11 protein-coding genes and 1 pseudogene are annotated in these 15,204 nt (G+C 62.3%); 8 read left to right on the top strand and 4 right to left on the bottom strand.

What is annotated here, in order from left to right; translation table 11 throughout:
* Positions 1–215: 215 nt before the first annotated feature.
* From AB0280_RS01655 to AB0280_RS01640, 4 genes are all read left to right on the top strand, one after another.
* Positions 216–1,103 (top strand): polysaccharide deacetylase family protein, encoded by an 888-nt coding sequence (locus AB0280_RS01655; RefSeq protein WP_307489845.1) that lies wholly within the window; start codon positions 216–218, stop codon positions 1,101–1,103.
* 498 nt (positions 1,104–1,601) lie between these two features.
* Positions 1,602–1,913: an STAS/SEC14 domain-containing protein gene (locus tag AB0280_RS01650; protein WP_307489843.1), complete on the top strand. Its 312-nt coding sequence runs from the start codon at positions 1,602–1,604 to the stop codon at positions 1,911–1,913.
* A gap of 1,187 nt (positions 1,914–3,100) precedes the next feature.
* On the top strand, positions 3,101–3,808 hold the full coding sequence (locus AB0280_RS01645) for a glucosamine-6-phosphate deaminase (protein ID WP_307489841.1): 708 nt from the start codon (positions 3,101–3,103) through the stop codon (positions 3,806–3,808).
* Between the two features lie 428 nt (positions 3,809–4,236).
* Positions 4,237–4,869 carry a DedA family protein gene (locus tag AB0280_RS01640; RefSeq protein WP_307489838.1) on the top strand — a complete coding sequence of 211 codons (633 nt, stop codon included), beginning with the start codon at positions 4,237–4,239 and terminating at the stop codon, positions 4,867–4,869.
* 60 nt (positions 4,870–4,929) lie between these two features.
* Here the strand turns inward: AB0280_RS01640 and AB0280_RS01635 are convergent, their stop codons facing one another.
* Positions 4,930–5,070 (bottom strand): hypothetical protein, encoded by a 141-nt coding sequence (locus tag AB0280_RS01635; RefSeq protein WP_307489836.1) that lies wholly within the window; start codon positions 5,068–5,070, stop codon positions 4,930–4,932.
* A 591-nt stretch (positions 5,071–5,661) separates the two neighbouring features.
* On the opposite strand from AB0280_RS01635, the gene AB0280_RS01630 reads away from it, so the two are divergent.
* Together AB0280_RS01630 and AB0280_RS01625 are read left to right on the top strand one after the other, a co-directional pair.
* Complete coding sequence (locus AB0280_RS01630) at positions 5,662–8,562, top strand: alkaline phosphatase family protein (RefSeq protein ID WP_307489834.1); 2,901 nt, start codon at positions 5,662–5,664, stop codon at positions 8,560–8,562.
* A gap of 799 nt (positions 8,563–9,361) precedes the next feature.
* On the top strand, positions 9,362–9,547 hold the full coding sequence (locus AB0280_RS01625; protein WP_307489832.1) for a hypothetical protein: 186 nt from the start codon (positions 9,362–9,364) through the stop codon (positions 9,545–9,547).
* 901 nt (positions 9,548–10,448) lie between these two features.
* On the opposite strand, the gene AB0280_RS01620 is transcribed toward AB0280_RS01625, so the two are convergent.
* Entirely contained in the window at positions 10,449–10,922 is a 474-nt protein-coding gene (locus tag AB0280_RS01620) for a pilus assembly protein TadG-related protein (protein ID WP_307489830.1), read from the bottom strand.
* A 304-nt stretch (positions 10,923–11,226) separates the two neighbouring features.
* Here AB0280_RS01620 and AB0280_RS01615 point away from each other — a divergent pair.
* Positions 11,227–12,437: pseudogene (locus tag AB0280_RS01615) on the top strand (serine hydrolase domain-containing protein).
* Positions 12,438–12,453: 16 nt separating this feature from the next.
* Here AB0280_RS01615 and AB0280_RS01610 read toward each other — a convergent pair.
* Together AB0280_RS01610 and AB0280_RS01605 are read right to left on the bottom strand one after the other, a co-directional pair.
* Positions 12,454–12,696, bottom strand: coding sequence for a hypothetical protein (locus AB0280_RS01610; protein ID WP_366366089.1), 243 nt, complete (start codon positions 12,694–12,696; stop codon positions 12,454–12,456).
* 453 nt (positions 12,697–13,149) lie between these two features.
* Positions 13,150–14,091 (bottom strand): LysR family transcriptional regulator, encoded by a 942-nt coding sequence (locus AB0280_RS01605; protein ID WP_366366088.1) that lies wholly within the window; start codon positions 14,089–14,091, stop codon positions 13,150–13,152.
* Positions 14,092–14,210: 119 nt separating this feature from the next.
* Between AB0280_RS01605 and AB0280_RS01600 the strand changes: the two genes are divergently transcribed.
* Positions 14,211–15,203, top strand: a complete 993-nt coding sequence (locus AB0280_RS01600) for a DUF1852 domain-containing protein (protein ID WP_159632124.1) — start codon at positions 14,211–14,213, stop codon at positions 15,201–15,203.
* Position 15,204: the final 1 nt, after the last annotated feature.

Genomic DNA, 15,204 nt, shown 5'->3' with positions numbered 1-15,204 from the left:
CTTTGACACTCACCGCGCCTTCCACTATCCGAGGATCTAAATTGCCCATTCTCCTGCCCGGAATCTGCTTTGGCGCTGTCCCGGGCGACACGGCCCGTCACCGATTGAGCACCATGACCGCCCGCTTCACGATCACACCGCAAAGGACCTAACCGGTGGACGGAAACCCGCGGCATCTCACATACGGTGCTGCCCGCCCAAACAGGCGCACTGTGATGCTCGCCGCTGCCATCGCCGTCACGGCGGCTGTCCCGGCCCGCACGATAACACTGCCCGACGAAGCGGCCTCGGGTCCACCGCCTCTGGGAGCAGCCTCGTCCCCGCCCGGCAACAACACCGAAGGCGCTATCGAAATAGGCAGCGGCATGCCGAGCCAAGCGGAACACACCTCCCTGTCCCAGCCTTTACCGCCGACAAGAAACGAAACGATTGCCGCGTTTGCCGGCCGCAGCCCGCGGTATTGGGGACTGCAAGCCCCAGGCGTCCTCTCACGGCTGCCTCGGGGCGCGTCCGGGATAGCCCTGACCATTGATTTCTGTGGCGGTCCCGGAGGCAACGGCTTTGACCAGGACCTTATCGCCGTACTACGTGCCCGCCGGATCCCGGCAACCTTGTTCATGAACTCCAGGTGGATAAACGCCAACGCCGGTGCTGTCCGAGAACTGGCGGCAGAACCACTCTTCGAACTGGCGAACCACGGGACCACACACCGCCCCCTGTCCACCACCGGGAACTCCGCCTACGGGATCACGGGCACCAAAACGATAGAGGAGGTGTACGACGAGATCATGGCCAACGATGCCCAGCTAACCGCAGTAACCGGGTCACGCCCCAGGTACTTCCGGTCCGGGACCGCGTACCTGGACGACGTAGCAGCAGACATCGTCAACAGTCTCGGTATCACTCCGGCAGGATTCAGCATCAACGCAGACGGCGGCGCGACGTTCCCGCCGGACACCGTTACTAGGGAAGCCGCCAAAGCCACGCCTGGTGACATCATCATCTGCCACGGCAACCACCCAGGCCGGGGAACAGCCCAAGGGCTGGCGGTCGCCCTCGACAAACTCACCGCCACCGGCAAACGGTTCATCCGCCTTCCCTGAACCGAACGTCATAACTCAAGGGCATGGGTCGGACTTCCAAGGCGGCGACCACTCATCCAGCCCGCATACGGCCGATGCCGCACTGGGCCTGTATACCCGCTGTCCCCGGCCTATTTTCGTGTAGACCCGACTGGCTGCGTGTGGGGTTTCTGGGGAGTATCGGTCTTCAGTATGCAACTTTGGTGCCACAATTTCTTCATGACAGGTGGTACGGAATTCACGTTGTCAGGCTAGCTGCCAGCGCCGTCGCCCTCGCCCCCGCCGCCATCCATCATGCCCGTAAGACCCGCCTTCGGGAGCGCTGATCGACGAAGGAAGCGGCCGCATCTTCCAAACAATGCGGTCCCTGCGTCCTGACTGCTCCGGCTTGTCTGTACTCGTGCTGTACGTTGGAAGCCATGGGGTTCCTGATTGCCGAAGCCACCGGATGTCCGTATGCGTGAGGCAATGTCGGTGGCTGGAGGCAAAGCGGTTCTCAGTGTCCGGGCGGACGGGATAATGCACCTGGTATGGGCTCCGGGCTCCCATGTGGATGAGGACGACGCCGTCTCAGCCGTCACAATGATGAACCAAATCTGCGCCAGCCGGGGCAAGCCGCTGCTGGTTGACATGCGGAACGCTGGGAACACGTCGTCCGGCGCGAGGGACGTGTTCGCGATGCCACACGCCGCGACACGATTAGCCTTGCTGGGGGAATCCCCTGTCGACGAGGTGATCGCCAACTTCTTCACTCGTGCCCACATGCCGGCACGCCCCACCCGGTACTTCACCTCGGAAACGAGCGCTCTGACCTGGCTCACCAGTGACTGAAGGAGGCGAAGCGAGCACGTCGAGTCCTGTTTCTCAATGACCAGCCCGATGCCAGGTTTGACCTGCGATACGATCCTTGCCCCGCGTTACTGAGCCGGGCAATGGGGTGAAGTTTGTCGCAGGAATCGAGAAGAGCGCCCGGGAGCCTCACCAAAGCCTAGCGCCGCTCACCGAGGTGGGAAAGTCACAATCACCCAATAAATCTTTGGCAGCTTCGGCTACGGCTACTCCTGCATCTGACCTGCCTCCGGCTGACGCCATCGGCGTGGCCCGCCGGTTATCGTTCTGGTTCCGGCGGTTGCGGCCACGCGAGGTCTCCCCCACAACTTTGGTGTCGTCCTATCTGTCGTGAACACATCTGTGAGGTATTCGTAAGGTCCAGTTTTGAGCGAAGCCTGTGTCGGACATGGGCCGTCCTTTATCCAACCGGCCCTATCCTGGAAGACAAGATCCCGCTGTTGGGGGCAGGACCTTATTTGGGGGAAGGTCCGGCGGCCAGAGGCATCAAGGAGACATGGATGCCGCCCCCAGTCACCGCCGGCCCACACCCTTGTGGCGCGGCTGAAGGTACTTCATCACCGGGCATTCCCGCGCGGGCAACGAACAATTGAAACCGAGGCAAACCATCTCTTCCTGTACCGGCGTAAAGTTGTAACCGGCCGGCGGCGGACAGCCGACTGGCGTCCCCCACGTCAGCGGCCTCCAACTCCGCCGTCGGTCCGCTACGCGAGGCAGCGACGTCGACCGGGGCTACAGGTGTGAGCGGGATACCCCTCCGGCGGCCGCATCAGGTTGACGAACTCTTCATTATCGACTCCTTGAAAGGCCGGGGAGGAGGGGCCTCAGAAGGGCCTCGGGCCACGCTTCGCCACTGTCCGGTCTGGACACGAACCGGATCGACTTCTACTCCTCCAGCTTTCTGGCCCCGGCATTGCGCTGGAGGCGCTCACCTGGCCCGCAAGGGGACCATGCCTTGGGATGTACACGCCCACACTGCCAGCAGTAGTGTTCGTCGGGCCGGCTGTTAAGGTCGAGGCAGAATGGGCGGAGGCTCGGCGGGGGTCAGCGCTCGGCTTTATTCCAGGTCCCGGCATGCCTCGCGTATGGGGATTATTGTCGGAAAAATTAGGATGTTTCAGTGAATTCTTTGGTGCAGGGCGTGCGGGCGACGGATTTGAAGCGCACGAATGGGCGGGTCGTTCTCGATGACGTTCGCACTTACGGGCCCACTACCGCACCGGAGATCGGGAAGAGGACCGGGCTGTCCAACAGGGTCCTCGCCGCTCCCGGTCTACGAGCACCTCGCCCGCGCTGGAGCCGACTTCGGCGCCGTGACGTGCTTTGCCCTGGACGAGTATGTAGGCCTTCCGCCAGAGCATGAACAGACCTATGCCCATTTCGTCCGTCGCAGGATCTCTGAGCCTTTGGAAATCCGGCGGGAAAACACGCACGTCCCGAGGTCGGTGGACGGCTACGGCGCCTCGGCCGGCGATCACTACGAGGACCTGATCCGGCTTGCAGGAGGTATCGATCTCCAGATCCTGGGCATCGGACGCAACGGGCATCTCGCCTTCAACGAGCCGGGTTCGCGTTTCGATTCCCGCACCCGCCTCATCCAGCTCACGGAGGACAGCAGGAAAGCGAACGCACGGTTCTTTCCGTCGATTGAGGATGTTCCCACCCATGCCATAACCCAAGGCCTGGGTACCATCCAGGAAGCACGTCACCTCGTGGTAGTCGTTAGCGGCGCGGAAAAAGCCGCTGCCGTGCGCCGGGCGGTTGACGGACCCGTCATCGAAGACATGCCCGCATCCATCCTCCAACGACACCCCAACGTGTCAATGGTCCTTGACGCAGCCGCAGCCAGCCTGCTCAGCAGGAGCCACTTCCACTAGGGCACGGAGTAGGGGCACACGTCTCTGTCGGCGACGCCCTACTCCACCCGGCCTTACAGACCGCATCCGTCGACTTATAACCTCTCCTCTGGTTCCAAGGCGAAGTGAGACCGCGCCGCCGCACACGTGAGGCCATGCTTGAAGGAGGGTTTGACATTATCCCAAGTCCCCGCTTACCACTAACCGCGTCGCCCCTCCTCCTGGGTGTCAAGGTCATCCTCTGCGGCACAAGGAAGACCTCTACGTGTCCTTCACCGTTCCCGTCCCGGGCGTGGAGGCAGCACTGATCCTGAAGGCGCTGACCTGGAAGGGGGTAGGAGCGGCTGACGTCGCCGGCCAAAACAGCACCGTGGCCTAGAAGGCGTTCCGCTTGATTTCCGCGATGATGGACAGCGGAACACATTCACACAGATCGAGAGAAACAAGCCATGCCTGATCTCACCTCGCTGCTGGCCAACTCAGGGCCGTGGCTGATCATCATCGTCGCGGCCATCATGTTTATCGAATCCGGCGTTTTGTTCCCCTTCCTGCCTGGGGACACGTTACTGTTCTCGCTTGGTGTCCTGGGCGCAGACCTCCCTGTGCCACTGCCGTTTTTGGTTTTGGTGGCGGCTGCCGGGGCGATCGCCGGAAACCAAGTCGGTTACCTACTCGGCAGAGTCGTGGGGCGGCGCTGGTTCCGGGAGGATGCCAGGGTCCTCAAGCTCAAGCACCTGGAGCGGGCAGAAGTGTTCTTTGAACGCTACGGTGGCAGGGCGCTGGCATTGGCCCGCTTCGTTCCAGTGGCCCGGACGTATACCCCGCTGGTGGCAGGTGCGGCCCGATACAGCCGGCGCTGGTTCCTGGCGTGGAACGTGCTCGGTGCCGCCCTATGGACAGTTTCGTTCACCCTGGTGGGCATCTGGCTCGGGCACGTTGACTTCATCGCAAAAAACATCGACGTCTTGGCGACGCTGTTAGTCCTTGTCTCCGTCGCACCACTGGGCATTGAGGCCCTGCGTCGCCGAGGCAAGGCCCGCCGCCAGGGTGACGTTGCACCAGGCACCAACGAAGCGGACTAACAACTCGCCAGCCCTTCATCACCTCCGGGTTCAACCGAAAGGGACCCGATGCAGGCGAACCTATTCCGTCATGGATTCCGGAACAGGTGAGTCCATCTTCAACGCCGTGTGGTCACCGAAGCCCCGGCGCTGGGCGATCCGCATGATCTGATTGGGCCGCTCCTCGTGCTCCAGGACGATCATGGCGCCGGCGCAGTGCACGGACCGGTCGGTGATCTCTGCGCTGCCGTCCCCAGACGAATAGTCGAGCGTCTTTTGGCAACGGAATGAGTCCCCGGCCTGCAGGTGGCCGGCGATGATTGTCGTGGATCGGTTGTTGCCGGAGCCCTCGGGTTCGTGGTCGTCGGCACAGAAGGATCACTGGGGCCGGTGCCGACGGGTCGGTCGCTGCCGGAGCGGTCACCGTTTCGCTCGGGTCATTGGTTGGGGTGTCGGCTGCCGTGGCGCGTATTGCAGCGTCAGCGCCTCCGCCGACGACGAAGGTTGAGATGACAACGCCTTTGCCGGTGGCGCCCAAGGCGCCGAGAAGAGTTTCGATGCTTGCCATGTTGGTCCTCCGGAAACAACATGAAGTGGCTGGAGTGGCTGGTCAGGACCCCATCTCCGCGCGACGCTATCTGATAGATGGGAAAACCTCATGTGCAGAAACGGATGCTCATGGCTGACAGATCCGGGACTGCGCGTAAGGGTACGGCGGTGTCGGTCCAACAGACTAGATAAGGCTTCTGATGGTTGCCTGAAATAGCCATGACGGTCACCTGGATTTAAGTTAGGCCCCCTACATTCGTTGGCATGACAAGAGTCTCAACAGCCGTTCCCGGTCCCAGCACCGCCGACAACCAACGCAAATTTTCCGTCTTCAGCAGGCTGTCGACGTCCGTCCGAAGTCATAAGCCGCTCGCGATTGTCGCTGCTGGCTGCACTCTCGCCGTCCTGGGTGGAGGGGTTGCTGCCGCCTCAACCATCCCTTTCGGCCAGCAGCAGGTTGGCTCCCAGACCGACAATGGGGAGCAGATTTCCTCGAACCAGGAGATTAAGCCCCTCGGCGACCGTCTGATGACGCCGTTCGGCAAGATCATGGGCTCCACCGTCAGCCCGGACGGCCGCTACCTTGTCGGGACCAGCACCGACCGTTCGGTCGACCTGCAGGTCTTCGACCTCAACACCTACAAGCCCGTCGCCGCAGCAGGAACCCTCGAGGCAGCGTCCTTCGCGACCGCGGCGGGGAACGCCGGCTACGCGAACATGGCATACCAGAAGATCACTGACGGCTCCGTCGGCCAAGAAGGCCCGGTATTCTCCCCCGACGGCAAATTCCTGTTCGCACCGATCGCGACCGGCCTCGTCCGGTACCCTTTCAACGCGGACGGCTCGCTCGGCACCGGGACGAAAATCAGCATCCCCACTGCTGGCGACAAGCAGGCACTGACCGCCGGAATGGCGTTCTCCCCCGACGGGGCAACCCTTTACGCTGCCGTGAACGGTCAGAACACGGTCGTCGCGATCGACCCCACCGCCGGCACGATAAAGCAGGCGTTCAATACGGGCATCGCTCCGCGCCAACTGCAGTTTGTCGGCGCCAAGCTGTACGTGTCCAACGAAGGAGGTCGCCCCGCCGCACCCGGCGAGCCGACGATGAACTCCTACGGCACCGACGTCCCGGCCGACCCCAACCTTGGCATCTCCACAACGGGCACGCTCAGCGTCATTGACACGGCCAACGCCGCGGCGGCCGTGGCCTCCATCGACGTTCAGCTGCACCCCACCGCGATGTTCCTGGACGGTGCCACGCTGTACGTTGCCAACACCAACAGCGACACCGTCTCGGTCGTGGACACCGCGAGCAACAAGGTCCTGCAGACTATCGCCACCCAGCCCTGGGCCTCCTCCCAGGTCGGCTACGAACCAACAGCCATCACTGCGCAGGGCGACCACCTCCTGATCTCGCTCGGCCGTGCCAACGCCGTCGCGGTCTACAAGATCAACAAGCAGGACCCGAAAGACCCGGCCAGCTACGTCGGCCTCCTGCCGACCGACTACTACCCGGGCAACGTCACCGCGGTGAATGGCCGGATCGTGGTCACCAACGTCCGCGGCATCGACGCGCGCGGGCCGGAGGTCACCCTTAACGAGGGCCCGAATACGACGCCTGCGACCGGTCATGGCACGCACTCCACAACGGCGTCGCTGACAAAATTCACGCTGCCCAGCGATGAAGAGATCCAGAAGTCGACCGAGACCGTGTTCGAACAGAACGGTTGGGACGGCAGCTCGGTCAAGGAATCGACGGCTGCGGCCGCCGCCAACATTCCGGCCGTCGCCGTGCCCAAGCGGATAGGGGAACCGTCCACAATCAAGCACGTGTTCCTGATCGTTAAAGAAAACCGCACCTACGACCAGGTGTACGGCGACATGAAGCAGGGCAACGGAGACGCCTCCCTGACCCAGTTCGGGGCCAAGGTGACCCCCAACCAGCACGCCCTCGCCGGCCAGTTCGGCCTCTACGACAACACCTACGACATCGGCACCAACTCCGCCGAAGGCCACAACTGGATGATGCAGGGCGACAACCCCGCCTACACCGAAACCAGCGCCGGCGAATACAAGCGCTCCTACGACACCGAGGATGACGTCCTGGGCCACCAGCGCTCCGGTTTCCTCTGGACGGCGATCCAGGCGGCCGGCAAGACCGCACGGAACTACGGCGAATTCGACTCGGAGGAAGGCAAGCCGTCCGGAGCGACCTGGCAGCAGTACTACTGCGCCGCGACGAGCACGATGGCTGGCGGTGACCCGGCCCAGCTGTTCACCCCGGCGCTGCAGATGCACGCCAGCTCCGCCATCCCGTCCCTGAACGACATCACGGATCCGAACGCGGCGCCCTTCGACACCTCGGTGCCGGACATCTACCGCTACTCGACGTGGAAGCAGGACTTCGAGAAGAACGGACCGAAGAACTTCCAGATGACGTGGCTCTCCAGCGACCACACCGGCGGGACGGCTGACCCCGAAGCCCAGGTCGCCGACAACGACCTAGCCGTCGGGAAAATCGTCGATGAAATCTCCCACTCGGAGTACTGGAAGGACTCCGCGATCTTCATAGCCGAGGACGACAGCCAGAACGGCACCGACCACGTCGACGGACACCGCGCCCCCGTTCAGGTCATCAGCCCCTACGCGGTGCACGGCAAGACGGTCAGCACCTTCTACTCGCAGATCAACATGGTCCGCACCATCGAACAGATCCTGGGCGCTGAACCCCTGAACCAGAAGGTGGCCGCGGCCACCCCGATGTTCGACGCCTTCACCAACAAGGCCGATCTGACCCCGTATTCTGCCGTGCCGAACCAGGTACCGCTCACCGAGGGCGTCAAGTCCGCACCCGCCTGCGGCACCGACACCCTCGGCCAGACCGGTGCGGCCGCGGCGGCCGTCAACGACACGGCAACCCAAGCCACCGCTGTCCCGGTCCCCATGAAGGAGACGGCCGCAAAGTGGGATGACTGGTCAGAGAAGCAGCACCTGACCGGCAACGGTGCGAAGGAAGACTACGCCGACCCCAACCTTTTCAACCGCTGGACCTGGTACCAGACCCACAAATGGGCGACCCCCTACCCCGGTGACGAAAAGATCTACGGACCCGACGAGGTCCCCGGCATCCCCGCCGGCTCGACGAACCACGAGGACGACTGATCCACCCCTGACCGGCAGAACGCCCGCCGGCCGCTTCCACATCCAGGATACGCAATGACAGAGTCCCGGCTCCCGCTCGGGGCCGGGGCCCTGTTACGTCCTCGACGCGACCCCGTCAGGTCGGAACCGGGGCGCGATTCCTAGACCGTTGGTGCGTCGGTGGGCGTTTGCTTCCGCGGTGCTGACTGCTTTCGCTGCCCGAAAGGGGCAATCCCCGCGGTTGTGTATAGCCAGCACCGTCGCGACGAGTAGCACCGCAATAGCCGCGGCTGTCGGCAGGGCAACGAAGGGGCCGGCAGCGCCACGGGCCATGAAAGCCTGACAGCAGATTCCAGAACACCCCTGAAGAACTGCTTCCACAGCCCCTTCAAACGGCGAACCCCTGGGACCTGCCCCAGAAAATCGCCGCGGCCGGCGAATGGGAAAACTGGGACGCACCTTGTCCCGCCATTCGTGGCCAGCCTCGTTCTGCCCTCGTATCCCGCGCACAGACTTCGGCCATAGCAGAATGAGGCCCAATGAACCGAATGCGGCGGCCTCGAGGTGATCGGTGGTGTTGTCCCGATCAGTGTCGGGCATCACGGCCATACTCGCCCTTCAAGAGCTGTAACGTCCCGCGGCCATCGGCTGGGTCTCCAGCACCAGCCTCGAGGGCGTCAAAAACGTCGCCCCCTACAGCCAACGGCAGAACCTGGCCTTCGCCCCCAAGGGTGATGTTCTCGGCGAACCAATACCCTGACGGGGCCGCAGGAAAGACACCGTCCTTACCTCTTAACGCCGAACAAACCGGCTGGTTCGTGTGGCTACCCACGACCTCGGCGAAGCCGTCAACATCAGCGCCATGGCGCTGCCCTTCGAGGAAAACGAGCTCGACCGCGCCGGCACCACTAAGCGCTATGCCAAGCTCTCCCCCACACCAATGGTGGCCGAGCCCAGTCCACTTCGAATGCAAATACTTCTCCACCCACCGGATGACAGAGGATAGTCCATTGGTGTTAATCAAAACTGAACTGACCATGTACCGCCACTGATATTCCCAGACCTAAACCTCTACAGCGGAGCCCCCAGCAGATCCCCGTCTGCTTCCGCAGGATCTGACGAAGAGCCGGATAAATCCGGATCCATCACCCCCGAGAAGTAACCATCGGCGGAAAGATACGAATCTGTATGTACGCAGGCCCGACGTGCAATAACGCAAGTTGCTGACGAGAATACCCACCAGTAACCTGATCGAGGCGACTACAGCTACCTTCCCCCGGTGAACGTAGAAGCCAGGAAGACCCCGAGCCACCCCCCAAGGCCTCGGGGTCTTCTGTTGTCCCCAAGAGTCGGCTTAGCCGTCCGCATCTGGGGCAGCGGCAAGAGTTCTTTGGGGCCCTGCCGCTTTCTCGGCAGAACCCACCCCAGGCTGGGGTAGCGGGAGTTCCTGCGGCATACGCTCCCCAAGCTAAAGTCCCAGCTTCACTGTTTCGGCGCCCAAGTCGGCCCCCGAGCTTAACGTTAGCCAGGGAGACGTACTTGACGAATTTCCCGATGATCCCGGTACAGGTGCCGGTGCATTTGATCGTTCCAGTGTTGTTCCAGGAAAGGGACAGGAAGTTATAGCCAAGGATCTGGAACGCCGCGAAGCCCTTGATAAGGAAAGCTCCGGCAGTGACGGTGTCGAACACCGGCAGTAGGACAGTCTGCGCCTGGAGGGTGGTGAAGCAGGCTTGCAGACGGTCCCGTTGGGCATGCTGTCGCCGTTCCTAGACGACACGGTGAGGCTGCAATCGTCACCGTCGTGCCACAGACGCCGCTGCTTTCGGGGGTGAGCCAACCGAAGCCGCCGGGAATGACCTGCCCGGACGGACTGTCGCTGACCCAGGTGGTGCTGCCGTGCAGAATCAGCAACTGGATCTTCCGCTGAGGTCGAACTGGCATTCAGAGAACGCGACCGGCAGAGCAGTGGTCAGCCCTGAGGGGCCGCCCCACACGGCTTTGGATGTCGCACCGACATCTGCGCGGGAAATCCCAAAAATGTTCCCCGGCCACAATGTCACACCGGGGCCCTTGACGTCCCTGGCCGCCGTTGTCACCACGACGGTGCCTGCGGACGAGAAGGTCGGGGCGGGTGCGTCGGCCATCCCGCTGTTCGTATTGAATTTCGCGTACTGCACGGCCGTGTCGGGTGCGGCGGACTTGCACAAAGCGCAGTCGTGGGCGATGGCCAGGGCAGCCGCGTCCGCGCCGCCTTGCAGCTGCGCCTTCTGGGCGTACAGCATTCCGAAGTCCACGGCCAGAGCTCCACAGCCGTTCAGGACAACCATCATCAGCGCAACGATGACAGCAACCGCACCGCACTCGGATTCTTTCTCCACCACTCTCCCCCGATAAGTGGCAGCGAGGGTAAGCAACCGGGGTCGGGTCCATAGTTCCAACTTGTCGGCCAGTGTGGGCAGATGGGTATCTAGGGGTGTCGGTGTTGTCCACGATTATTGATTCCCGGATTCGGTGAGGCCAAACCGTTCCGCCTGCCCTCGATGTCGACGGATTCCAATACCAGGTCGAAGACTTGACGGGTTAGCGGCACTGTTTCCCTAACCCGAGGACCAGTCTTAATATTGGGGTGCTGGGCGGACGGCCCTGTCGTAGGTTAGGCCGGACGTGGTGTCGCAGGCGGCCATGAACCTGTCACCTCGTCCCGAGCAGGTGCCTGCGATGAGCATGAAAGATCACGGGTGGAGGCGGCTGGCGTTCGCCTTCGTCCTCACTTTGACCGGCTGTACCTATTCCACTGATGAGCCCGCACCGTCATCAAGCTCGCCGAACCCCTTTGCTTCCCTGGAAAGCCAGGTTCAGCTGTTTTTGGACCAAGGCGCCGTATCCGCTGTCGTGCAAGTCCGGTGGCCCGAGGGGGGAAGCTCCAGGGCCTACGGCCTGCGTGACCTTGCAACCAGGACGCAGGCGCAACCTACGGACCGGGCACAAGTCGCAAGCGTCACCAAAACCATGACAGCCGTAGCCGTGCTCAAGCTCGTCGACGACCACCTCATCGGACTCGATGACCCCGTCAACGATGTCATCCCCGGGTTCACAACAGTGCTTAAGCCTCCCGGCCCGATCACCGTACGGCAACTGCTCAGCCACCCATCGGGGATACCCGAGGCCGACGATGCGCTGCCTGTCGATGCTGACTTTCGCCCCCTGTTCTCTCGGACGATGACGATGGAGCGTGGCTCGGAGCTGACAGGGACCCTCCCCTGGGAGGCGTCAAGCGTGGGGTTTTTCAAGTACTCGAACACGAACTACTTCGCGCTCGGTCTCCTGATCCAGACACTACGGCACAGCCCTTCGTCCAGGTCATGCAGGAAGAGGTTTTCGATCCTCTCGGTTTGAAGCACACCACCCTGGAACGAACCGACACGCACGACGCGGGGCTTCTGCACGGCTACGTGACCCTCCACGGGGAGCTGGTCGATACCACCGACAACAACTTTTTCGTCGGAAACCCAGCCGGAGGTGCTGTCTCAACGATGGAAGACGTCAACCTGCTCATGGCCGGCATCTTCCAGGGGCGAGCGATCTCTGCAGCGTCCTTGAAGGAGATAAAGACAAGTCCCGGCTTCGCACCCCACGGCCTGGGCGTGTGGGAGCACGCGGACGGATGCTCAAAGCAGTCCCGGTACATGGGCCAGGGGCTCTTCTGGGGCTACGTGACTGTGGCGGCCAGTAGCGCCGATGGGCGCTATCAGGCCGCGATGACCGTCACGACACCACCCCTGCCCTCCCCGCTGGAGGATGAGTCCGCCGGGAACAAGCGTGAACTCCTGAGCGGCCAGATCCAACCCACCCTCAACGAGACCCTGGACCGGCTGTGCGCGCTGGCCAAATGAGAAAGTACCTAAGCCGTTATCCGACTGGATGCCCGTGCGAGCAGTGGTCCTGCCCCGGCTGGATCTCGTGCCCCTGAATGCAAGTACGGTCCGGGGCAAGCGGACGGTCATGCCCGCTGAGGAAGATGCTGCTGTAGGCACGCTCGATGCCCTCGTCCTCGCGCCTGAGCCACTCGGTCAGATGCAGCCCGTGATGCCCACCGGTCTTCTCCGGCTTTTTCGATTCATGTGTCCGATGCTCGAAAGGATTCTTCACCACGGCACTCGCGACCTTAAAAGCGTCTCTGTTCGGTGCAGAGAGGAAACGGTAAAACCATGATAGGAGTCGTGCAAGTTTGCAACAATCGGCCCTGCAGTTGAAAAAAACGCGTCTTGCTTCGCCCCTGCAGAGTGCACAGGCGCGGACTGCCGCGTCTCATCTATTCGAGCCAGGGCGTGGCTGAACAGCAGTCGCCGCGGCTTCCTGCAGTATTCGGCAGTGACGATCGTGGAAGCCCGCTGTCTTGCCAGGGGCGTGGTCATCGCCTCACTGAAGTACACCACAACCTGATATGAAAAGCGGCTGACAAGGCGAAACACGCATAGGTCGGACGGTCTCCCGCTCGTTCCTATTTCCTCGTCACAAGGGCACGTGGGCGGCATAGCTCCTAACCGGCTGTCAGAAACACGTCTAATCACCGAAAGGGTAAAAGACCCGCCCGCTCAACTGCAGTCAGTCGAGCAATGCTACGCCGAACTCAGCGACGACGGCGCGCAGTTCCCTGAGGTAGCGCTGCGCTTGGTCGGTAAGCGGAATCGCGGCGTGGCCGATCCAGCCGATCTCGATGCGTTCGTCAACCTCGAGCGGGATGGCGACGATCTCCGGGTCGAGCTGCCCGCTGATGATGCCCGTCGAGATCGTGTAACCGTGGAGCCCGATCATGAGGTTGAAGATCGTTGCGCGGTCGGAGACCCGGATCTCCTGCTTACTGGACAAGGTGGAGAGAATCTCCTCGGCAAAGTAAAAAGAGTTGTTCGCACCTTGATCGAAGGTCAGCCGCGGCAAGGCGGCAAGATCGTGCAGAGTCGCCCGCTCTTTTGACGCGAGCGGGTTCTTCCGTGATATGAAAATGTGTGGATCGGCGAGGAACAGCGGAGAGAACGCGAGCCCGGATTCGCGGAGCAGCTTGTCGATGACCTTCCGGTTGAAATCGTTCCGGTAGAGGATGCCTATCTCGCTGCGGAGTGTCCGGACATCCTCGATGATGTCCCAGGTGCGGGACTCGCGGAGCGAGAACTCGTATTCGGCCACCTCAGTGGCCTTGACCATCCGGACGAAGGCGTCCACCGCGAACGAGTAGTGCTGCGTGGACACCCCAAGCAGACGTCGTGTCGGTGGCCTGCCAAGATAGCGCTGCTCGAGGAGGGCGAACTGCTCGACCACCTGCCTCGCGTAGCCGAGGAACTCTACCCCGTCGGCGGTGAGGGTGACCCCGCGGGCGGAGCGAACCAGGAGTGCACGGCCCACCCGTGCCTCAAGGTCCTTCATGGCAGCGGACATGGTCGGCTGCGCGACGTAGAGAAGATCGGCCGCGGCGGAGATCGACCCCTCAGCGGCAACTTCTATGAAGTAGCGGAGCTGCTGCAGGGTCAGTCCGGTCGAAATCTGGGCCATAGGAAAATTCTATATGAATGCATAGTAACGCCTAGTTACTTGATACCCCTTGAAAGGCTGCACCATGGATACATCCCCTTCGGAAAGGCCGTCTCCGGCCCATCAACGATTGGCAGCGCATGGCCGACGATTTCACCTTCAGCATTACCACCACCCGCTTCGACGAGGACTACTCCCCGTCGGAAGGCTCCCGGATCACGACGAACTTCGCCAACCTGGCACGTGGCGAGCACCGCCAGGAGAACCTCCGCAACGCCTTGACCATGATTCGGCGTCGTTTCAACGATCTCGCAGACTGGGACAACCCGGACCGGGACCGCTACACGCTCGAGCTTGAGATCGTTTCCGTGCAGATACAGTTCACCGCGGACGGTACGGATCAGCAGTTCCCGCTGTTCGAGGTTCTCGATATCCAGATCGTCGACCTGCTGAACGGGGTCCGCCACCAAGGGATCGTCGGCAACAACTTCTCCTCCTACGTCCGGGACTTCGACTTCAGCGTCGTACTGCCAGCGGCAGCAGCTGACTCGGGCAAGCCCACCGTACCCGAGGACTTCGGAGACCTTCACGGCAAGCTGTTCCAGCACTTCCTCGATTCCCCGGTATGCCGGGAACGCTTCCCGCAACCGCCAGTGGTCTGCATCAGCGTCTCCACGAGCAAGACGTACCGGCGAACCGGAAACCATCACCCGGTCCTGGGCGTCGAGTACCAGCAGGACGAGTTCTCGCTGACGGACGCGTACTTCGCAAAGATGGGGCTGCGGGTCCGCTACTTCATGCCCCGCGGCAGCGTGGCTCCCCTCGCCTTCTATTTCCGGGGCGACCTGCTCAACGACTACTCCAACCTGCAGCTCATCGGCACGATCAGCACCATGGAGACGTTCCAGAAGATCTACCGCCCGGAGGTCTACAACGCGAACTCCGCCGCCGCCGTCGTCTACCAGCCGAGCCTGGGCGAGCAGGATTTCTCGCGGACCCAGATCGCTTACGACCGCGTCGAGCGCGGTCAGCTCGCGGTCACGCAGGCGAAGTACACGGAGGAACACTTCATCACGCCCCACAAGGATCTGTTGGACCAGTGGACCGCCAACTACCCCGCTCTCGTCAACTGAC

Origin of the sequence: Pseudarthrobacter sp. 902506025, assembly GCF_040702325.1 — a bacterium.
In the GTDB taxonomy this organism is placed as follows: domain Bacteria; phylum Actinomycetota; class Actinomycetes; order Actinomycetales; family Micrococcaceae; genus Arthrobacter.
This window is presented reverse-complemented; position numbering and strand designations above follow the sequence as displayed.